The following is a 19,414-nucleotide window of genomic DNA, read 5'->3' as shown; positions in this document are numbered from 1 at the left end:
TACAGTCGCGTGAATTCGGCAAGTCCTAAGCGTAGCCGCTGGCCGGTGCGGCCAGCCCGGCGCCCTGTTTTTTACACTGAACAAACCAAAAAGGGCGCCGAGCCTTCACCGGCGGCGCTTTGAGGGAAGCGACGCCGAGAAGTGAGCATAGCGCTCTCGCTAGAGTTGTCGGAATACAACCTTTAGGATGATGGCCGCTGCTGCCCTACATTCTGATCGAAACATACGACAACAGGTAAACGATCGCGATGGTCGCCGTAGCGAGTACGACCCATACGCCCAAGCTGCTCATGCTTCCTCACTTTCCGCCGGCGCACCGTTGGGCAGGATGTTGGGATGGAGGACGCCGGCCCAGGCGGAAAAGGTACTACAAGCACAAGCTAATATAATCGAGATGCATACGCCTATGGTGTGATCGCGGAAGCCTTGGCGTAAGCGCCCCCGTCGGTGTCGCTTTCCTCATCAATCCCGAGCACCTTCCTAAGCCCTTGATGATGGTGCATCGTATCGCCGTCCTGATAGCAGCCTAATCCTCTAAGAACGCCCGCCACTTGCCGCAGGCTCTGAGCAACCGCGACTGGAAACTCTCGCTTAGCTCATTACGATTTGGGTCTTTAGGGCCGGCAAGCCAAGGACTTCAGTCTCAATTGCGTGATTGCTAATGTAATATAGACTTATCACCAGCGGGGGCTTTCTCGCGATGGCCGGTGCTCGCTTACAACCCCTCGTCGTCTGCACCGGCCATTCCTTCGCGAGGCGACTAGCGGCCCAGCGGCCAAGGGCGGGGGGCTGGGGTTTGACCACCGGGCCTAACCGGCGCGGGGTTGGGGCTCGCCGGCTGGCGAATTATACGCCGTTCCCGCTTGGTCGACCATGTCTCACAGTGACTTCTTGTGTGTCGGAGAGCTCCGCCTTACGTGGCGGGCTTTTCCCTGGTTCACTCTGAGCCGGTGCTAAGTACGGTGTACGACGACGTTGTCACCGAGCCGGAACCGTTACCACGCGTGACGCGCACTGTAGCAGGTCGGCTCTTTGCAGGGGCAGGGGTTGCGGTCGAGACCACTGTCCGGATTACGTCCGCTGCGCTGGCGTAGAATAGCTCGCCATTCGGCGAGACGCCCCATCTCGCGATATCATTCTCATCTCTGATCACCTGGCAACGCCCAACCGTTTTTTGACCAGCGTGCGGAACTCTCGATATGTGCTCAGCCAACGCTTCTTCGCATTGGGATGTGGTCGAAAAGATCATGGGCTTTGCGGCCGGCGCTCGGCATAGCATCAAATCGGGGCTGCACGACAACAGCACCATAATGGCAGACGTTACCGTATCCATCGCCCTTCGCCTCCGCCACGCAATATAGCCTCAATGCTGAGACTGCGGAATGGGTTCAAACGATCGAGCCCGCTGTCTTACGGTGGCGGGCCAGGACCAAACTTCACAAAGCAGCTTGCAGAGGCTGAAATCGAGCGCTTTCCGGTGGAGGCGGAACGGCAGCACGGGAGCATCGTCCAGCCGCTTCTATCGCCTGGCAGCGACCATTGCCGGGCGCTCCAGCGCACCACGAAGCGCTATTGAAGACGGTCGAGGACATCACCGGCAAGGATGCGCCGTTCATTCAATGGTTTGGGACCGGACCGGCGCGGTCTCCTATGGCAGGGTAGCACGAGGTTGGGACTTCAGTCTCAGTTGAGCTATCGCTAATATGCCTATAGCTTAGGCAGTGCGGGGACAACCCGAAAACCTAATCCCGCAATGGCCGGTGCGGCTCGCTTACAACCCCAAGCACCCCGCCGGCCATTTCTTTTGCGTCTGGATGGCGCGGACTGCCAAAGCTGGATCGCGCGGGGACATATGCGCAGGTCAGTCAAGATTCTCGTGCCGGTCTTGGCCGTCGTTTCGACTGAGGCCATGGCTCACGAATGGTATACGGGGAAGAAGGACCCCGTCACTGGCTTCGACTGCTGCGCAGGCTCAGAGTGCGCACCGATCCCGGAATCTCAAGTCAGAGAAATGCCGGGCGGCTATATCTATCTCCCCACTGGCGAGTTCATCCCGCTTCGCCGCGTGCAACATAGCCATGATCGGCAGTATCACCGCTGCATCTATCACTCGGAATTTCTCAACCTGGATCAGGGACGTTTCAGGAAGGGCGACACACACTGTTTCTTTGCGCCGCATATCGAGATCGGCGCTGCGTATTAAAGCGGCCCGGCATCCGGCAGCAGCGGGAGGCCAGGCACAGTGCGGGGCCTGACCTGCGCGGGAAAAAGTTCTGGGTCTGCTGTGGATCGCCCGCAACATGGCAGAGCAATTGGCCGGTAATGCTGCGGCTTGCCATCAAAAGGTGATGGCGGAGGCTAAACGCTTATACCGACAGGAAGAGGCAGATACCGCCGCCTGATCATTTCGCGAGCGAAACGATGGCCCGCTCCCCAAGTGGCGGGCTCTTTTGTCGGAAGGCTTATTTCTTGGCCCTTAATCGCTGCACCATCACGGTGGAGACTTGCCCCACCAGGATTCCGATGCCTCCTGCGATGGGCATGTAGATGTGTCTATTCCAGCCTTCTGCCTTGCAGAACTTTACAAGCAAGATAGCCAAGGGAAGACCCACCAGAAGAATGCCAAGAGCCTGCCAACGTCTCTTTTTGAGGCGCTCAATATGCGCGGACGTTTCGTCGCTCGCCACCCTCAACCCCTCCCATGTCGCACGGACCTGCCGATAGTTGCAGGAATGACCCGGCACCGCAATTGGCACCGGGCGGGTGGGGCAGGGAGGGTAGGAAGTCAGGCCGCGGCTGCCTAGCGTAGCCGGGCGTCTTCACTTCTTGGTTGCGTTAGGCCCGCCCAATTTGCTTCCTTGGTGACGCGGGTAGCATCCATCTTTCCCAGCGTCTCCGAGGCAGCCGCAGTGGTCTTGTTGAGAGTGGCCGATGGGCTTCAGTGTGTTTTCGGTCGGTTGCTCATGTAATCCACGGCCACGACCGCGACGAACGCCAAAACGACGATGGCTGTTCCAACTACCCAGATGACAGACATTTCGATCCCCCACGCGCGACTATCCTACGGCCGAGAAGCCATGGTCGCAACGGTGGGTCTTTAGGGCCAGTAAACGAGGGACTTCAGTCTTAATTGCGAGACTTCTGAAACAATATAGATTTATCATCGCGGGGGCCTTTCCCGCTATCGCGATGGCCGGTGCGGCTTCGCTTCCCCAAGCATCCCCTGCGCCGGCCATTCCTTCGCGAGGCACCAGCGGCCCAGCGGGAGGGTGCCATGCGAGATTTGCCCATCGACGTCGATGCAGATGCCGTGATTGCAGTCGGCCGGTATCTTGATGATCACGCGAAGACCACCGCAGTTTCGATATCTGAAGCGCTCCGTGTAATCAGGCGTGGCGTCAACAAATCGCGCGTCGGCGATATGTGGCTGGAGGAACTGATTGTCGAAAGCGCCGCAGCCAGAAAGCTTGCCATCTTGTTGGACAACCACAACTAAGGCGCGATCCGGCTTGCTTTCGTACACAGTGCGTGCGCTACATTTTAGCGGTGCCTGATAAGCCTGTAACAACCTATGTGGTCAGCGTGTTCGAGAAGCTGCACTGGCGCACGGTGCTAACCACCAAGGACAAAGACAAGGCCTTGGCCATGGCGAAGGAGATCGGCGACAAGGCACGGATCGAGGAGATCACGCCGCTGACCGCGACAAAATTAGCCGTGCAAACGATAGATTATGAAGCGCGAAGATCCGCAATGCGTGATCGGGAACTACGCCTGACTAGATGCGTTGCATGGAAATGCCTGCTCTTCCTGCGGGCGAGAGCGGGAGATTTGTATGGATCGGCGATCCTTGTTGACGGCAATGTTTGGCATTGCAGGGGCAGCGGCATTTGCAAGCGCAGTTCGGCCTATCGACGCAGTGGCCGGCGTTCCAGGCGCCAGAAGCGGCATTCTCGATGAACTCGAGGCGCCAGAGGCCGAGACCTTCGACAACGACGGTACCCCGGCAGAAGTGGATCGGGTCCACTACCGCTACCCCCGCCGAGGTTGGAGAAGGGTCTGCCGTAGCTATTGGCGACATGGTCGTTGGCGCGTTCGATGCTACCGCAGGAGTGCTTGGGGTTATTATCCCCGTGGATACTAGAGAGTGGGCTCCGCCCGAATTAGTCCCGGATTGAAAAGCCCGCCACGGGAGCGACCTGTGGTGGGGCTTTCGGAGTGGCTACAGAAGCGCTGAGCGGATTTTCACTAGGGCGGCGCCAGCGAGTATCGAGGCGGTGATCGCGGCGATGTAGATCGGAACCACGCCTACATCTTGGTCTTCAGGCTGGGCGCGCTCGGCTTCATGTTGTCCCGCATCATGTCCACGAAGGCGCAAGCTCCCTTGGTGAACTGCGAATCCACGCCCACGCCGAGATTCATATCTTCCTTTGTCATCGCGAACACCACATCGAGTAGTTGATCGTTCAAGACACCACGGTGCGTTAAGATAAGAAAAAGCGATCGGATAAGAGCTGTGTTAGCAATTAATATTTCTGGCGTTGTGTACTCGCGAGATTTTGAGATCATTTTGCCCCTCCACTTTCCCCAAGGCCAACATCGCGCCAGTCGAGCCCAAACGCAAGCAGGCTCCCCGAAGGGAGTAGCGAGCTCCCCTCTGATGCCTACCCTGTTGATGCTTCCGATTTCAGAAGGCGCTCCGCCAACTTCTTCAACACCACCCGATCAACCTTATCCGTGGCGCTGAGGGGCATCTCATCCAGCAAAAAAACGCTCTCGGGTGCCTTATAGCCAACGCTGGCACGAGCGAAATGGATAAGCTCCTGCGGGGCTGGCTGCACGGCGCCTGGCTTGAAAGTTACGAACGCGTGGACATTTTCGCCATGGACGGTGTCAGGGACCCCGACAACTCCGGCGATTGCCACAGCGGGATGCCGCATAAGGGCTTCCTCGACGTCCTGCGGGCTGATGTTCGAGCCATCGTGTACGATGATCTGTTTTCGCCGCCCGCAGAACCAAAGGTATCCGTCCTCGTCTATCTTCATCACATCGCCGGTGTCCAGCCAGCCATCCCTGATGGTGGCACGCGTTGCATCTGCATCACCCCAATAGCCGACCATGTTGCAAGGTGAATTGATCCAAAGGCGCCCCTGAGCGCCGGGAGGCAGTTCATTGCCGTTATCGTCGCGGATGGATATCTGGTAGCCGACAATCTGACGCCCGATCGAACCCGCTTTGTTGAGCCCGTCAGGAGGGTTGATCGTGGCAACTCCAATTTCAGACATGCCGTACAGCTCATTGACGGACAAGCCGCTGAGCGCAGTAACTTCGAGCGCCAGCTCGAGCGGCACCTTATCGCCGCCGGCACAGAGCAGTCTGAATGACGAAAAGTCTTCGCGCCTGGCATTCTTCGCCCGAACCAACCCGAAGAGGACCGAGGGCAAAGCGATGAGTATGGTTGGGCGATGCTCGCGCAGCATCAACAGGAGCCTGGGTCCATCGAAGCTTGGCGGGACGACGACACGAGCGCCGGCTGCGAGTCCCATGAGAGCGTCCAGGAGCGCTCCGATGTGCGACATGGATCCGCTCAGCAGAACGATGTCGTCTGCCGCAGTTTGGCAGCCCTGTGCGAAGCTGGCAATCATACTGCCCAGACTTTCGAAACTATGGGCTACGCCCTTTGCCGGGCCGGTACTGCCCGAAGTGAAAAAGATAACCGCAGGATCAGTAGGCGCAGGCATAGGCAAATTTTCGGGCGCGATCGGGCTCTCCAAGAGCGTCGCGAAGTTTGAATGGCGATCGTGCTCGGAGCCGTAGTTGATGACCCCAAGTGGCAAGTCCCGCGCGATACTGGAAGCGATGTCTTCCTGACGGTCAACATGGGCCAATAGCGCCCGAGCGCCGCTCGTCTTGAGTCCATGATCAATCTCGGGATGCGTGTATCGGTAGTTCAAGGGTACTGCCACGATCCCCGATTTGAAGCAGCCGAGGTAGTGAATCATCAGCGCAGCGCTATTGGGCATGAGCGACGCAATTCTGTCGCCCGGCTTCAGCCCATAGGCCAGCAAGCCAGCGGAATAGCGTTTGCTGGCGCGTTCGAGTTCTTGCCAACTCAAGCTGCCCTCGGGGCTAACAAGTGCCAGATCATCTGGCTTGCGTCTTAGCCCAACGTCGAGCAGACGTGGTACCCAGATTGGCTCGTCGTGCTTGGCTCGTGACTGAGGCACTTCGTTCCCGCCGCTGGATTGACGGCCGTCGATGGTCCTGACTTGCTGAATTTGGATCGTGCACGGCCTAAGTTGTAGCCATATTATTAGCAGTCGCTCATTTAATATTGAAGGTCTGGTTCACTCGACCTAACCGGAAAACGGATGTGGCCCCCCGGGTGGCCATCAGCAGGCAGGCGGCCATGCCGATCATATCGCGCTGCCGGTAGCGCCAGACGGCGCCAGCGAGCATCGAGGCGGTTATGGCGGCGATGTAGAGGGGAAACGCTCAACCGGGTCGGACTAGGGCAAAGAAGCAACGGCGGCCCACGCCTGAACCACAGTTGCCGCGACGCCGATGCTAGCAATTAAAAGACCGGCAATTGCAAGACCGCGCTCAAAACCTGCGAACCGCGCTCGTTCCATCTCGGTATGTCGAACCCGTACGGTCAGGTTGCCGCATTGCCGTTCGGCTTCGACAACAAGAGAATCGGCGTCGATCACTTCCTGAAGAAACGTGGCAACCTCTCGCTTGAGGGACCTGGGGGAACCGAGTGGCCGTCGGAAGTCATAGAAAAACCACCAGCGCAACGTCTGCCGTTGAGATCGACAGCAGCCCCGGTGCCCCTTTGAATGGCTACTACAAGAGCGGCGTCAGCGAAGCAGCGATAGTGAACGTCTCCAGCTATTCGTCAGGCGGCGGCAACGTCAGTTATGGCCTCGCGAAGATCGAATCGTTGGTCTGAGATAGACACGGCCGTCACGCCGCGGCAAAAAAGCATAGGCTGAAGGTTACGGCTGACTTGAGAACTGCTACGCCCTACGCCATGTCCGATAATCCGCAGGCTTCGGTAAGTTCGGCTGTGAAGTGGTGGCGTCCTCGATGACGATAGATTCCGCTTTTGGCTGGAGCCACAATCGTACCTCGACCATGGTGGTGGTAGCGATTGCACCGGCCACAGCCGCCAGAAGAAACAGTCCCCAAAAACGGTCCTGCAGACTTCTTCGCGGGGCGGTCAGAATATGCTCAAGGTCGTCTAGCAGATTGTCCATACCCCTATTTTACATCGAAAACCTTTAGACACTGCTAATGAACAGCGTTCTCATCGAACGCCAAGGCCAACCTATCTGGCTATCTGGCGATTCGCTCGCACCGACCCAAGTTGGAGTGCGCCGCTCGGGTTCAATCGGACGGCGGCGCGCGTAGTCACTACGGCGTGCAATCGCCGCCAGCACCGCCACCAGCAGTGACGCCCTTGGTGTTGAGGTTAGCGCAGAGACCGGTGAACTGATCACCAACCCACCCGCCGATGGCAAGGATCGCGAGCAGCGACACTGCAGAGATGATACCGACGAGAATGGAATATTCAACCATCGCGGCGCCGGACTCTTCATCGCGGAACTGCTGAATGAACTTACGCATGTTCCTTCCCCCTTGTTGACTTTCAACCCCGGAGCCGACCTAAGCTCAAAGCTCCGTCGAGGGTTATTTAGCTACCGCTGAAGAAGTGCTGGAGTCAAAGGGATTTTAACGCATCATTAACTGGAATGACCTCCGAAAGCGCTTGGATGATCGAGCTAACCAGATGATTTTGCGTGGAATTTTGGCGACTTAACTATAGAAATAGCCCTTTGGTGGAAGATATATCCCGTTATTTGCACAACTTGCGACGACTGTGTTTTTGACGACGTTCAAAAGCGCTGCCTGGTAAGCCACAGCAAGGCGCCAGGTTAGAGCTGGGCTTTAAGGAAGGAACGAAGCGGTAGACCCGACACTCAGCCGGCCAGTGGGTGCCCTATAGCAATGCCGATACCGATGGCGAGGCCACCAGCGAGCTTTGCGGCAAAGTCTAGGGCGAAGGCGCGGATGGAGCCCGTCCCGCCTATCTGTAGAGCTGCGCCTCGTTTCGGAATGCTTTGTCTACAAGGGTGTTATTGGCAAACCCTCCATCGACGTCGACAATCTCTAGGCTGATTGGCTTCTCGCCGGCCGAAGAATCTTCATCGTCCTTGCTGTTATCCTGCTTCTGGATGGGGCTGTTTATGAAGACGCTGGTATAGCCATCAGGCTTGAGCTGGGTATGGCCATTGATCTTGGCCTGGTTGGCGATGCAGTTGACGATCGCCATGTTGAGCAACCGGCGATCGGGATCCAGGGTTGGCGTCGCTCCTTTGAAGCAGGCTGGAACGCCGGTCTCCTTTGTCGGCGCCTTGGACTTGTCCCCGACAAGCCCGTTCGCGATCTCGTATTTATAGACGTCATATCTGGAAGCCGGTACAGCGGCGCCGGTCGGGTTGGTGGTGCTCGGGACGTTGGGGTATGCCGTACCGTGATTGATCAGCCAATAATTGCTGCGATCCCAGGTCGAATTCGTCATCCCTGTGGCGGAATCGAAGCTATTGCCTGGCGGTAGCGCCATTGCCGTCCCGTCTGTGTTTGCCTTGTATTTGTTGCAGTTGGCGGTCTTGTCAACTCCCTTGCGCACATTGGTCGCCGGCCGATATCGCCAGTCCTTGTCATTCTTCTTCAGCGAGGAACTGTAGATGTCGAAGCGGACGTTGAGCCCAGCGTTGACCTGACCCAAAGTGACGCCGGTTTTCGTGGTGAGCTTATCGCGTTGATAGCAAGTGCCTGCGGTGCCCATTGCGAGGGCATCTCGCAGCGAGGTCAAATTGTTGTCGATTAGTCCGAAGTTGCCGGGACCAGGGTTCGAGTCAACCTTGAGGATGCGGTATTCGCGGCTATAGGTGAGGCCGGCGGCGAAGGCTTGCTGGATGGTTTTGCTGGTCGCGGGCGTCGTCGTTTCGAACGGGTTGCACATGAAAATTGGCACGGTTTCGCAGATAGACTGGACGAACCCGGCCACGGCCTGGGGCTGAATATCGATCTTGTCGGCGCTGCCGATGAAGCTTGCAGGGAAGATCGTCTCGAAGGCACCGGCACCATCCGCCAGACCAGAGGCATTCACCGTCACTTCGGCGAATTGTACCGCCTTAGGGTCAGTGCTTGCCCAGTTGACGCCGTTGCCGTCGACGCCATCGGCGGTCAACGGGATGTCATCGCTGGCAGGTATTCCGGTCAGGTAAGTGATTTTCACGTCTGCAAGAGTGAGCGTGTGATTGTCTGCCGTAGAAAACTTGGTGTTGTTGGTGACGAGAGTTGCGGCCGCCAGATTGCCTCTGGTGATCGAATCCGCCCGGCCGTCAAGTTCCGCCGCAATGGCAATGGCCATCGCGTCGATGCCCTTCTGCAGATCGTTTTGGAGCCCGTTGACACGAGCCACATCGATCGCCAATACGGAAAAACCGATCAGAACCGGAAACATAATGGCGACGAAGATCATCGCGATACCGCGTTGATCATTCCAGAATTCGCGCAAAAAATGAAACATCGCAGCGCCCCCAACCCTGCCGCAAATATTTCCCCGTGGGAAGACAATAGACCTCATTTTTCTCCGCGGTCAAGTGACCGTTATTCATCTGGGTTGCCGTATATTTTTGGCATACCCCGCTATATAAATCTTCTCTTCGCATTTTTCTGATACCTAAGTTCATTCCATGCATGGGAGATGTTGATCGATCCTCGTATAGTTTTAGCGGAATTCGATAGGGGGACATCTTTATGCAGATCGAACACGCCTAAAAACTGATCCTGCGGAGTATGTATATATCCTGATTGACTGAAGTAACCGAACTGCCGATGGGTGTTGGTAGAACTTAAGCAGTTGACCCAGACCTTTGCGTCTGTCATGCAAGACTTTAGTCCTGCCCTCTGCCAGCCTCTTCATCTGCTCAAATGCAGGGGGGCGAGCCGCGACCGGGCATCCCAAGGGGCCTCCAGAGGGAGCGGAACCGCGACTGGAAGCCGACATCCGGGACGACTAGAGCCCAATTGATCCGCCTGACTGGCGCGGTCGGCGGCTCGTCGCGCGTTAGCCAATATAGATGAGCCCGCTTCATCCAATCGACGGATGGCGCGACTTACCCGCCGCTCCGAGGAGGTCTCGGCCGTGCTATTCAGGGTATATTACTTCGCCTACCAGCGCGGCTATGAATGCCAAGAGAAGATATGCGTGGCGAGTTCATCGTCACGGCCGACACGATGGTGGCGATGGCGAACGCGACAGGAGCACGGGATGCCTCGCGTCGGCTACTTGGGGAATAGCGCTCGCCGATGAATTGATCAAAATCTCTGCCGAGAACATTGGCCCGCTGCCTCTGGTGGCGGTCTATTTCTTTTGGCCGATAATATCCCCCAGAACGTCAGGGGAGTAATTTCGCACCTGTCGCTGCTTGTTGACGCGAGGCATATCTACAGGCAAGAGGCAGAGCGGGTTTGGTTGCGGTGGCATGCGACCACAGGTGGGCGCCAGGACGCGCGGTGTGGTTCGGGGGTCTAGGACAGCGGCCGGCGGGAAACGCAACTGGCGAGGCTGTGCAGGGTTTCAGCCTGCGAAGTCCAGGAGTCTGGTGGCAGGCTCACGACGAAGTTCGGTATGGGTGCGGTCGATGCCTTCCACGGTGATCGCAAACGTCCCGTTTTCGATCCTTCCTATCCAGCCTTTGGCTTTCAGATACCAAAGATGAAACTCCAGATGTTCACGCGGGCAGTCTGCCATGCGTTCGAGTTCTGTATCGCCAACACCAGCATTGTTCACGTCTTGTCGGCGTTTGACATAGAGGAGCGAGAGCACTTTGGCCTGAATGACGGCATCCCGTTCTATGCCTTTGGTGTTGCTGGCTTCCTCGCTCAACCCGCGGCGAATGTTCAAATGCTCTTTATACTCGATGTCGTACTGCGCGCGCTTGAGCGGATCCTTGAGCGTATTGTGGGCATCTATGATTTCACTAAAGCGGGATTCGTCCCCGGTATCCCGGTTGTCGGGATGGTAGCGCATGGCAAAATAACGAAATATCCGTTCTATCGTTTCCGAGTTGGCGTTCGGACTGATTTCCAAAAGTTCATAGTAATCAACGAACAAAGTGATCCTCCCTCGACATCGAGGCAGAGTGTTACGACGCCTCTTCGTCGCCGGCGAGGACCATGCAATAGTGGTGCCAGACGCATTGACCCATTGCGGGACATCATCTGCGCGCGTCGCTTAAGCCGGTGGCACGCTAACCGCCAGTCTGCGCTCCCAGTGTGCGCGACTGCGAGCTTGTCGAGAGCCGTGGTCGGGCTGGACGCGCAGCGCTTAGGATCGCGATCGGCACGCTGGTGAGGTTCGGGGTCAGTGCCGACTTGAAGGGGGTTGCCTACGAAAGCTGACCAAGGCACGCATGAAGCCTACCACTTTATCCACCAATGGCGGATGAGCTATTCTATCAGCTTTTTCTCGGGCAAGTCGCTCCTGTTCCAAGGCATTTCGTCGAGCCTCTAGCCCATCATCATACAGATTCTGGGCGTAGCGCTTCCTTGAATGCTCTGACGCCGAAAGCGAATTGGCCTCCAGCCATGCTTTGAACAGGTCGGGTCTGATGCGCACGTTGTAGCGGGCAAACCCAGGCTGCTTCGCTATATGCGATACTTCTAAATTTGCGCGCCACTCTTCCCAAGTCGCAGGCATATCGTCGGCGCCAGGAAGCTCCCGGATAAGAGGATAGTCTTTGGGCATATAAACCGGAACTGCCTCTCCCGCGGTAGCCAAAGCGCGCCTCGGATCGAGCTCTTCGCGATTTCTGGCACGAAAATCCGCCAGTGCTGTTTCTGTTTCCTCTTTCGACCTGCCGGCAATGATTTGAAATGGCGGTTCGGGCGCCGTTAGGATAGCGCCGTTGTCAGATATCATTAGAAAGAGCTCGGACTGATCTTCTAGTCGAAACAGAAAGCAATAACCTTCAGGCTCCTTGAGCCCCATACTCGGGTGGGTGAACCTTGCGTGAAAATTAATCGGTTTCGGCTTCGATATTTCTCGAAGCATCTCGGCTCCAACGGTCCCGGCGTACTCTGCGTACCCGATATGCTCCATACTCCGCTCCCACTCGATTGGAATGCATGCATTAGCAGTCTTCAGGAAAGCAAATCTACCTTTTGGTGTGGATATGTCGATGTCTTCGAATGGCGCATGAACCATACCCTCAGACATCTTGACTGCTCGCAACCGACCAATCGCTGTTTCAAGGCAATAGCTCTTCACCTTATTGCCTCGCATGTTGAGCAAAGCTTCAGCTTCCCTAATTTCTGTGATTAATGGTCGTTCCGGCAGTGCATTGCAGAAGCTCTGTAAGAATGGTGTCGGATCGTTAGGATCGCTGATCTTAAAGATCGTGGAAAGCAGCCATTCGTCGTCCCTTTTAATGGCTTCCTTTTTGTTGAATGCGCGCAAGTTCCCCTCCCTTTTCACCAAGGGTCAGCATCGCGCAGCGCGCAGTCGACTGCAAGGCGAGCCTGCCAGCTATCGGGATCAGGAATAGCCTCCGTTGCGGAGGCTCGTTGGCTGATCGTCGTGCAAAGGCTGCAGGCCCAGACCGCCGGCCGGTGTTTTTCACTGTGGTTCCTGACTACGAAGGAATCAATGCGAAGCGCAACCGCGACTGGAAATCTACGTTCGATCGACGCTAGACGGCTGGGCTGGGACTTCAGTCTTAGTCCAGCCAATAGGCTTAATTGCTCGGTTGCTATTGTGCCCATAGTTTAGGCAGCGCGGGGGACGTCCAAACCAAAAACCCGCATTGGCCGGTGTGGTCCGCCACCCCAAAAGAGCCCAACCGCACCGGCCATTTCCCTAACAAGACGCGGCCGGGCGCCGACACCCTCAGACGCCTATGGTTTGATCGCGGAACCTCCGGGCTTACGCGCTCGTTTGCCCTATGCTGGCTTGATCCCCAGCACTCCATAAGACCCTGGCCCGCTGCCGAAAGGTGGCGGGCTCTTTTGCCTGCAAGTTTGGTGGCAGCGTCCCAACCGCCCTGCTATGTTCCCGCCTGGTGGGTTAGTTGGGGGTTCCGATCATGGACACGGAAGAGATGCAGGCGATAGGCGACACCCTCATGCGGATCGTCACGCCAGAAATGACACCGAAGCAATTGGTCAAAGCGGCTCGGAAAGAGCACCCAAAAGCCTCGAAGAAGGATATCGCCAGGGCCGCATTCTTCTCGATCATTGCCCATGCAGACGAGGACCACGGCAAGGCAAAGAACCTACAGGCGTTCGCCATTGCCGAGCGTATTAACGGCAGCTAGAGAGCTAAAAAGAAAGCCCGGTTTGAAGCCGGGCCTTGGGAGGATCGATTGGGAACCCCGAAGGGGGGAGGGATCGATCGAACCCCCTTCAGCGCTTACTAATCTGCATCGCTATTGTGACGCCCGCGTGAAGCAAACCAAGCGCCGTGCTAGACGCCACCGACAGGTAGGCTATATTTTAGCGATGCCTGATAAGCCCGTAACAACCTACGTTGTGAGCGTCTTCGAGAAACCGCATTGGCGCACGGTGCTGACAACCAAGGACAAAGCCAAACCTTTGGCCATGGCGAAGGAGATCGGCGACAAGGTCAGGATCGAAGAGATAACGCCGAAGGTGAAACAGCGGTAGGCTTTGTTGAGTGAAGATGGTGAGAAGTCTAGCCCTTACCACCACCGTCATTGCAACTATAGCTGCCGCTATCGTGCTGACATTTATGGCAGCTAAGAGATTTGAGCTACGGCGCCCAAATCCGATCGAGGCTCATATCGAGAGGAACATCTGAGGCGCTACGCCAGGGGCGCGGACTTCCTCAGTGCGCAGCGTGCCAGGTTGGCCCTGACCACGAGGTGATGAAAAGGCCTGATCGCGTTGAGATAGGTGAAGCCCAAGGCATTGTGGGTATGCACAACGGTTGTTGCGATGAGCAACGTGCCTATTGGAGAATGGCGTCGGAGCAGAGATAGCCGGAAGTCCAGGTGTCGGTCATCCGTTCCGAGCACAATTTCGTCCTTGCCCTCCCAGTGCACCGGGAAGAAGTCCACCCGTTGATGGCTGTCCCGGGACGTCCTGACCGTACCGGAGGTTTTGATGCCAAAGGGCGTAACCATGGCGTCGCGCAGCGCGATCAATGCCTTTTGCCACGCCGGTGGATTGACGAGTGTCCGCGTCGCCAGCTCGCGCATGCTCGACTGTTCCGATGCACTCATGTCAATGCTGTAGCTATCGAGTAAGCTGGCGTTCTCGTACCAGCCCGCAACGACACTTTCCGACGGCGGCGTCGTCCGGCGTACCTGCGGTTGGCGGTCTAAACCCATGCTCATGATCGTGTCACCTATTCAAGGGGCCATCAACTACGGGGGTGAAGACGAGGCTTATTCAAACTCAAACCACGAAGAGGCGCTAGGGTCTACGGCGCTTAGAAATGGCCTGCAACAGATCTTTTCGACCATCGATGACATAGAACGCATGCGTCCTTTGGCGAGGCCAAAGGCAGAGGGCTTTTCATATCGGTTGGTCAAGTCTACACCATCGGTCGGGCGAAAACGCTGGTGGGGCGCCATGAAGCCGATCGCGATTGCAATTCCGTTACTCTTCCTCGTGGTGCAGGCTCAAGCGCAAGAGCGCAGGGATATCGCCGGCCTGAGTTGCGCCGAAGTTCAGGCACTACTGAAGCAGGACGGCACCACCGTCATTCGCTACCGCTCCATATTCAACCTCAGCCTGACGCGCTACGACCTCTATGTCAGCGGGCAGAAGCAATGCGGTCCTGGCGAGGTGGCTACTGGCGCAGGCGTGCCGACGACCGACACAGATTATTGCCCGGTCCATAAATGCATTGCGAGCAATCTCTTCGTGGCAAGGTAGCCGGCCAGGTCGAGAAGCTGAAATATCGACCGGCTCGTGATCGCCGGCCGGTATTTTTCACTGTGATTCCTGATTACGAAGGGATCAATGCGAAGCGCAGCCGCGACTGGAAATCTACGTTCGATCGACGCTAGACGGCTGGGCTGGGACTTCAGTCTTAGTCCAGCCAATAGGCTTAATTGCTCAGTTGCTATTGTGCCCATAGTTTGGGCAGCGCGGGGGACGTCCAAACCAAAAAAGCCCGCAGTGGCCGGTGTGGTTTGATGCCCCCAAGAAGCCCCAACTTCACCGGCCATTACTCTAAGGATGGTGCCGTTTAAGATGACAGATAAGCCGGTGACGACCTACATCGTCAGCGTGTTCGAGAAACCGCACTGGTGCACTGTTCTAACGACCAAGGACAAGGAAAAGGCGTTCGCGCTAGCCAAGGAGATCGGGGACAAGGTTAGGGTTGAGGAGATCACGCCCAAGCCGAAAAAGCGCTAGAGCCTTCAGTGTGGTTTCGGTCGGTTGCTCATGTAATCCATGGCCACGACCGCGACGAACGCCAAAACGACGATGGCTGTTCCACCTGCCCAAATAACAGACATTTTGCCTCTCCCCAGGGCGATCCTACGCCCAGTGAGGTAGCGCCGCAATCACGACAGGCAATGGTGGTAAAATGCGAGAAGCGCGGGAACAAAATTTCGCATCTCTCGTTGAAAATGCCGGCCGGATGCCTGTCCAAAGTCCATGTCCGGCTTGTGTCAAAGGCCCGTTGCCGTGCCCTGGCAGCGGGCCGCTGGCACTGGCAAGGTTGTCAAAAATCGCGTCCATCCGAAGATTCTTGATCGGACCGGTTTCGTAGTGAATCCCCTGTTTGTTCACGGCACAAGCCATGACGATTGCGAGGCCGAGAATGAGCATGGAGGCGACGTGCTGGACGAACCGCACGACGGCTGGGACGATGACGAGTATGAACCTGGCTGGACGGAACATGTCGACCAGCGCAAGGCAGTCATCGTCGATCAGAACACCTGGAACCACCCCGAAAGCGAGCCGCTGCTCGGCTGGTGCGAGAATCACGGCAAAGGCGTCATGCTTTGCGAACCGGCAGACGATCGCGAAGGCGACGATGAGCGGGAGCAGCCCGACTTCTACTGAAACCGAAACCAAGTTTCGAATTGGCCCGCTGCTTCGGTGGCGGGCTCTTTTTACTGGCACTGTTCGCCGTCGTTGCCGACAAAAGGTGATTTGACGTTACGTTAACTGGGCGCAATCATATCGGATTGTACAAGGGTTGAAGGGCGTTTCAATGAAACTCATTGTCTTTGGCGTAGCAATGGTATTGGCCGCCACCGGAGCAGCTGTTGCGAAAGAGAAGAAAAAAGTGGCCACAGCTCATCAGGCTGCAACCTCGTGTTCTACACCTCATATGAAGGCTGGCAGCAAGCCGACCCCGAAACTGGATTGTAAATCGACAGGCACCGTGGTTGCGCGACAGCCAAATGGGGCAAACTTCCTGGATCATTATAATCCGCGCTTAGGGTATGATGACACCAGTCCGTGGTTTCAAACTGGCTATAATTGACTGCGGCTTCGGCTTCCGGGCCTTTCTTTATCCAGCGACGCGGCCAGCCCGCTGCCTTAAGGTGGCGGGCTTTTTATTATTGGCTCCGCCGACTTACTGCGAGTGTTTTGGGTGGTCCCCACATACCGCCTGTAAAACTGTCAGAACCGGCGATCTGCAAGACGTTCACCTCTCTTTGATATTTTTTTCCGAACCAACCTTCATATTCGATCTGAATCGGAAACTCGGCCTGCGCGATCCAAAAGCTTTGACGCAGATCTCTATGGGTTAGACCAAAAGAAAAGGACGTCCGAGCACCGTTGTCGAGGAGACGGATCACCCTGGAAGGCTCGAAACAAGCCAACTAAAGGCCCTTGTTCTCGTCGTTGGCTCCGGCACCAAGCGCCGCCTCAAGCGCTTTCTGATCGCTAATGAAGAGCTTGATGTTCTTTGCCGGGATCGATCCGGAGTTAAGGATTACCAGGTCGTACGCGATAGCCTCGTTGCCGCCGTGGTGCGTCTCAACCATCGCCGTGATGATTGGGCGAAACTGACGTCGCCAGAAATGCAGCGACAGTCCAAGGGCCATCACCGTCGCGAATACGCCGGCGACGTTGAGCCAGTCCACGCTGACCAACCAGTAGATGAGAGATTTCACTGCCCCACCCCCTTTTGTCGCGCGGGCCTGCCGATAGTTGCAGGAAAGGTTTGGCACCGCAATCAGCCGGCGAGGGCGCGACCGACTGCTATCCCGACGCCGATCGCCACGCCGATCGTCACGTTTCCTGCCAAGCGAAACGCCCAGGCCATCGCAGTTGGGCGCCAATTCCATGTCGGCTGGGCTCGCAGCAGGCCAATCAGTTCATCAAAAACATAGTCCATGGACGTTCTCTCCTTCAGCGCCTAGCGAAGTCGAGTTGCGTACCTATACCGTACCTATCGCCAAAAATGGCGATTTTGCAGATTCGGTAAGTGCTTGGAAAAGTTGGCTCCCCGGGCCGGATTCGAACCAGCGACCAACCGGTTAACAGCCGGTTGCTCTACCACTGAGCTACCGGGGAACAGAGGCTCTCATGTGAGTGGCGCAGCCTATAGCAAACCCTTTTCCGCTTTGCAAAGAAGCATTTCGCATTTTTCCGAGGCTTTTTCGCTCAGGCGTTTCTCGCAATCGTTCGCGGATGCCCTCATATTAGCCGTCTTGCTGGGGATATGGAACCGAAAGCGCGGTTGCGGCTTAGATTCAACGGTGCTCCTGAACGGTCAAAAGGGTTAATCTTTCGAGACGATGACAGCACAAGACAACCAGATGCCGGCGCGGAAAATCTCGGTTTTCGGGCGTGAGTTCAAAATGCCGCGCTCGCGCGGGCTCAGAATCACCATGGGCATCGTGCTGACCATCGGCGGCATTCTGGGTTTCCTGCCGATCCTCGGCTTCTGGATGGTGCCGCTTGGATTGCTGGTGCTGTCCTATGAATTCGCCATGGTCCGCCGCCACCGGCGCCGCTTCGTTGTCTGGTGGGAACGGCGCCGCCGGCCGGATTGAGGCCGACAGCGCCCGGTCTCAGCGCCCGGCGTGCTCTTCCAGCGCTTCGCGGATCTGCTTGAGAATCGCAGCCGCCGAGGCGAGCTTTGCCCGGTCACGCGGCAACAGGCTGCTCGCGCTCCCGATGCACAGGCGGTCGATGGCGTAGCGCAAAAGCTCTTCGCACTGCGGCAGCGACAGGCCGGACGCCGCATTCATGTCGTCTGCCTTGCCTTTTGCTGCCGTTGTCCGACGCATGGCATGTCTCCCGCCATGTTCAACGTATGGGCTGCTGAATGAGTTTCTTCCGGCGTCGAGCCATGCTTAACAAGCAGCTAACGTATCGTCGTCAGGCCCGGGCCTGGGATTTGACGGGACGCTGCCCAAACCGGCGAGAGGAAACCGCTCGGAATGCACGGGTGGCCGCTTGACGGCATTTTCGCCGCAACCTATTGGAACCGGGTGGAACGCCGGGAGCAATGAGGCCTCGTGGCGGAGTGGTTACGCAGAGGACTGCAAATCCTTGCACCCCGGTTCGATTCCGGGCGAGGCCTCCAATGCCCGGGCCCCCGCGCACCAGCGCTGGGGCCTGAAGTTCCGATCGTAATGAACCGCGGTTCTGGCGCGGCAAGCGGATTGGTTGGAACATGAGCGCTGATTTCTCCGAGCTTCGCGTCAAGATGGTCGACGGCCAGGTTCGCACCACCGATGTGACCAGCGCGCCTTTGCTCGAAGCGATGCTTGTCGTGCCAAGAGAAATCTTTGTCGGCGCCGAACAGCGCGATCTCGCCTATATCGACGAGGACATCCGCATTGCCGCCGGCGCGGACGGCGCGCGCTATCTCATGGAAGCCTCGCCGCTGGCCAAGCTCATGCAACTGGCCGAGATCAGCCCGGCCGATTCGGCGCTCGATGTCGGCTGCGGCACCGGCTATGCCTCGGCCGTCCTGTCTCGGCTGGCGAAGTCCGTTGTGGCGATCGAAAGCGATGCGGCGCTGGCTGAGACCGCCAGATCGACGCTTTCATCGCTCGGCTGCGGCAATGTGACCGTAGTCCAGGGGGCGTTGCCGCAAGGACATGCGGCCAAGGCGCCCTATGACGTCATCTTCATCGGCGGCAGCGTCGCGGACGTGCCGGCACCGCTGCTCGACCAGCTTGCCGAAGGCGGCCGACTCGTTGCCGTCGAAGGCCAGGGCAATTCCGGCGTGGCCCGGCTTTTTTTTAAAGCGGGGGGGGTTGTAACCGGAAGACGCGCATTTAATGCGGCAATTAAGCCACTACCGGGATTCGAACGTATTCGCGCCTTCGAATTCTGAATGATTTTGCCTTGCAGGATAGGCGTTGTCATGGTCGCTTGTGTTTGAAATCGTTGC

The 19,414-nt window shown here is 57.2% G+C and carries 25 protein-coding genes and 2 tRNA genes; 13 read left to right on the top strand and 14 right to left on the bottom strand.

The window, feature by feature from the left end:
- The first annotated feature begins 1,753 nt into the window (after nt 1-1,753).
- Nucleotides 1,754-2,203, top strand: coding sequence for a hypothetical protein (locus AC1DYW_RS20610; RefSeq protein WP_477227441.1), 450 nt, complete (start codon nt 1,754-1,756; stop codon nt 2,201-2,203).
- A gap of 259 nt (nt 2,204-2,462) precedes the next feature.
- On the opposite strand, the gene AC1DYW_RS20605 is transcribed toward AC1DYW_RS20610, so the two are convergent.
- Nucleotides 2,463-2,687 carry a hypothetical protein gene (locus AC1DYW_RS20605; protein ID WP_457154833.1) on the bottom strand — a complete coding sequence of 75 codons (225 nt, stop codon included), beginning with the start codon at nt 2,685-2,687 and terminating at the stop codon, nt 2,463-2,465.
- Between the two features lie 596 nt (nt 2,688-3,283).
- Here AC1DYW_RS20605 and AC1DYW_RS20600 point away from each other — a divergent pair.
- Together AC1DYW_RS20600 and AC1DYW_RS20595 are read left to right on the top strand one after the other, a co-directional pair.
- Entirely contained in the window at nt 3,284-3,496 is a 213-nt protein-coding gene (locus tag AC1DYW_RS20600) for a hypothetical protein (protein ID WP_477227440.1), read from the top strand.
- Between the two features lie 32 nt (nt 3,497-3,528).
- The gene (locus AC1DYW_RS20595; RefSeq protein WP_477227439.1) at nt 3,529-3,957 is read left to right on the top strand and encodes a hypothetical protein; all 429 of its coding nucleotides are present in this window, start codon (nt 3,529-3,531) and stop codon (nt 3,955-3,957) included.
- Between the two features lie 348 nt (nt 3,958-4,305).
- On the opposite strand, the gene AC1DYW_RS20590 is transcribed toward AC1DYW_RS20595, so the two are convergent.
- From AC1DYW_RS20590 to AC1DYW_RS20580, 3 genes are all read right to left on the bottom strand, one after another.
- Nucleotides 4,306-4,566: a hypothetical protein gene (locus AC1DYW_RS20590; protein WP_457155873.1), complete on the bottom strand. Its 261-nt coding sequence runs from the start codon at nt 4,564-4,566 to the stop codon at nt 4,306-4,308.
- Nucleotides 4,567-4,661: 95 nt separating this feature from the next.
- Nucleotides 4,662-6,224 (bottom strand): class I adenylate-forming enzyme family protein, encoded by a 1,563-nt coding sequence (locus AC1DYW_RS20585; protein WP_477227438.1) that lies wholly within the window; start codon nt 6,222-6,224, stop codon nt 4,662-4,664.
- Between the two features lie 282 nt (nt 6,225-6,506).
- On the bottom strand, nt 6,507-6,707 hold the full coding sequence (locus AC1DYW_RS20580) for a hypothetical protein (protein WP_457154886.1): 201 nt from the start codon (nt 6,705-6,707) through the stop codon (nt 6,507-6,509).
- A gap of 50 nt (nt 6,708-6,757) precedes the next feature.
- Between AC1DYW_RS20580 and AC1DYW_RS20575 the strand changes: the two genes are divergently transcribed.
- Nucleotides 6,758-6,949: a hypothetical protein gene (locus AC1DYW_RS20575; RefSeq protein ID WP_477227437.1), complete on the top strand. Its 192-nt coding sequence runs from the start codon at nt 6,758-6,760 to the stop codon at nt 6,947-6,949.
- Between the two features lie 464 nt (nt 6,950-7,413).
- On the opposite strand, the gene AC1DYW_RS20570 is transcribed toward AC1DYW_RS20575, so the two are convergent.
- The 4 genes from AC1DYW_RS20570 to AC1DYW_RS20555 all read right to left on the bottom strand — a co-directional run bounded on the left by AC1DYW_RS20570 (nt 7,414) and on the right by AC1DYW_RS20555 (nt 12,529).
- Nucleotides 7,414-7,626 carry a Flp family type IVb pilin gene (locus tag AC1DYW_RS20570; protein WP_457154884.1) on the bottom strand — a complete coding sequence of 71 codons (213 nt, stop codon included), beginning with the start codon at nt 7,624-7,626 and terminating at the stop codon, nt 7,414-7,416.
- A 460-nt stretch (nt 7,627-8,086) separates the two neighbouring features.
- Complete coding sequence (locus AC1DYW_RS20565) at nt 8,087-9,595, bottom strand: TadE/TadG family type IV pilus assembly protein (protein WP_477227436.1); 1,509 nt, start codon at nt 9,593-9,595, stop codon at nt 8,087-8,089.
- A gap of 1,053 nt (nt 9,596-10,648) precedes the next feature.
- Nucleotides 10,649-11,185, bottom strand: coding sequence for a DnaJ domain-containing protein (locus tag AC1DYW_RS20560; RefSeq protein ID WP_477227435.1), 537 nt, complete (start codon nt 11,183-11,185; stop codon nt 10,649-10,651).
- A gap of 249 nt (nt 11,186-11,434) precedes the next feature.
- A complete protein-coding gene (locus AC1DYW_RS20555) occupies nt 11,435-12,529 on the bottom strand; it encodes a hypothetical protein (protein WP_477227434.1) in 1,095 nt (364 codons plus the stop codon).
- A 625-nt stretch (nt 12,530-13,154) separates the two neighbouring features.
- Here AC1DYW_RS20555 and AC1DYW_RS20550 point away from each other — a divergent pair.
- Nucleotides 13,155-13,385 (top strand): hypothetical protein, encoded by a 231-nt coding sequence (locus AC1DYW_RS20550; RefSeq protein WP_095087610.1) that lies wholly within the window; start codon nt 13,155-13,157, stop codon nt 13,383-13,385.
- Between the two features lie 127 nt (nt 13,386-13,512).
- Nucleotides 13,513-13,734, top strand: coding sequence for a hypothetical protein (locus AC1DYW_RS20545; protein ID WP_477227433.1), 222 nt, complete (start codon nt 13,513-13,515; stop codon nt 13,732-13,734).
- Between the two features lie 158 nt (nt 13,735-13,892).
- Here the strand turns inward: AC1DYW_RS20545 and AC1DYW_RS20540 are convergent, their stop codons facing one another.
- Nucleotides 13,893-14,426 (bottom strand): DUF2867 domain-containing protein, encoded by a 534-nt coding sequence (locus AC1DYW_RS20540; protein WP_457155318.1) that lies wholly within the window; start codon nt 14,424-14,426, stop codon nt 13,893-13,895.
- On the opposite strand from AC1DYW_RS20540, the gene AC1DYW_RS20535 reads away from it, so the two are divergent.
- Both AC1DYW_RS20535 and AC1DYW_RS20530 read left to right on the top strand, forming a co-directional pair.
- On the top strand, nt 14,419-14,970 hold the full coding sequence (locus AC1DYW_RS20535) for a hypothetical protein (RefSeq protein ID WP_477227432.1): 552 nt from the start codon (nt 14,419-14,421) through the stop codon (nt 14,968-14,970). The two genes, AC1DYW_RS20540 and AC1DYW_RS20535, sit on opposite strands and share 8 nt — an antisense overlap.
- A gap of 321 nt (nt 14,971-15,291) precedes the next feature.
- Nucleotides 15,292-15,456 carry a hypothetical protein gene (locus AC1DYW_RS20530; protein ID WP_477227431.1) on the top strand — a complete coding sequence of 55 codons (165 nt, stop codon included), beginning with the start codon at nt 15,292-15,294 and terminating at the stop codon, nt 15,454-15,456.
- A gap of 126 nt (nt 15,457-15,582) precedes the next feature.
- Here the strand turns inward: AC1DYW_RS20530 and AC1DYW_RS20525 are convergent, their stop codons facing one another.
- Nucleotides 15,583-15,876: a hypothetical protein gene (locus AC1DYW_RS20525; protein ID WP_457154481.1), complete on the bottom strand. Its 294-nt coding sequence runs from the start codon at nt 15,874-15,876 to the stop codon at nt 15,583-15,585.
- A 9-nt stretch (nt 15,877-15,885) separates the two neighbouring features.
- On the opposite strand from AC1DYW_RS20525, the gene AC1DYW_RS20520 reads away from it, so the two are divergent.
- Together AC1DYW_RS20520 and AC1DYW_RS20515 are read left to right on the top strand one after the other, a co-directional pair.
- Nucleotides 15,886-16,113, top strand: a complete 228-nt coding sequence (locus tag AC1DYW_RS20520) for a hypothetical protein (protein WP_477227430.1) — start codon at nt 15,886-15,888, stop codon at nt 16,111-16,113.
- A gap of 151 nt (nt 16,114-16,264) precedes the next feature.
- Nucleotides 16,265-16,540: a hypothetical protein gene (locus AC1DYW_RS20515; RefSeq protein WP_457154479.1), complete on the top strand. Its 276-nt coding sequence runs from the start codon at nt 16,265-16,267 to the stop codon at nt 16,538-16,540.
- Nucleotides 16,541-16,883: 343 nt separating this feature from the next.
- Here the strand turns inward: AC1DYW_RS20515 and AC1DYW_RS20510 are convergent, their stop codons facing one another.
- The 3 genes from AC1DYW_RS20510 to AC1DYW_RS20500 form a co-directional block, all read right to left on the bottom strand.
- Nucleotides 16,884-17,177, bottom strand: a complete 294-nt coding sequence (locus AC1DYW_RS20510) for a hypothetical protein (RefSeq protein ID WP_477227429.1) — start codon at nt 17,175-17,177, stop codon at nt 16,884-16,886.
- Nucleotides 17,178-17,239: 62 nt separating this feature from the next.
- A complete protein-coding gene (locus tag AC1DYW_RS20505; RefSeq protein ID WP_457154477.1) occupies nt 17,240-17,401 on the bottom strand; it encodes a hypothetical protein in 162 nt (53 codons plus the stop codon).
- A gap of 104 nt (nt 17,402-17,505) precedes the next feature.
- Nucleotides 17,506-17,580 (bottom strand) — tRNA-Asn (locus AC1DYW_RS20500).
- Between the two features lie 224 nt (nt 17,581-17,804).
- Between AC1DYW_RS20500 and AC1DYW_RS20495 the strand changes: the two genes are divergently transcribed.
- Nucleotides 17,805-18,062 carry a hypothetical protein gene (locus AC1DYW_RS20495; RefSeq protein WP_457154476.1) on the top strand — a complete coding sequence of 86 codons (258 nt, stop codon included), beginning with the start codon at nt 17,805-17,807 and terminating at the stop codon, nt 18,060-18,062.
- 18 nt (nt 18,063-18,080) lie between these two features.
- Here AC1DYW_RS20495 and AC1DYW_RS20490 read toward each other — a convergent pair whose 3' ends face one another.
- Nucleotides 18,081-18,299, bottom strand: coding sequence for a hypothetical protein (locus AC1DYW_RS20490; protein ID WP_457154475.1), 219 nt, complete (start codon nt 18,297-18,299; stop codon nt 18,081-18,083).
- A gap of 225 nt (nt 18,300-18,524) precedes the next feature.
- On the opposite strand from AC1DYW_RS20490, the gene AC1DYW_RS20485 reads away from it, so the two are divergent.
- Both AC1DYW_RS20485 and AC1DYW_RS20480 read left to right on the top strand, forming a co-directional pair.
- Nucleotides 18,525-18,598 (top strand) — tRNA-Cys (locus tag AC1DYW_RS20485).
- Nucleotides 18,599-18,688: 90 nt separating this feature from the next.
- Complete coding sequence (locus AC1DYW_RS20480) at nt 18,689-19,357, top strand: protein-L-isoaspartate O-methyltransferase family protein (RefSeq protein ID WP_477227428.1); 669 nt, start codon at nt 18,689-18,691, stop codon at nt 19,355-19,357.
- Nucleotides 19,358-19,414: the final 57 nt, after the last annotated feature.

This window comes from Mesorhizobium sp. P2_D5 (assembly GCF_056404355.1).
This window is presented reverse-complemented; position numbering and strand designations above follow the sequence as displayed.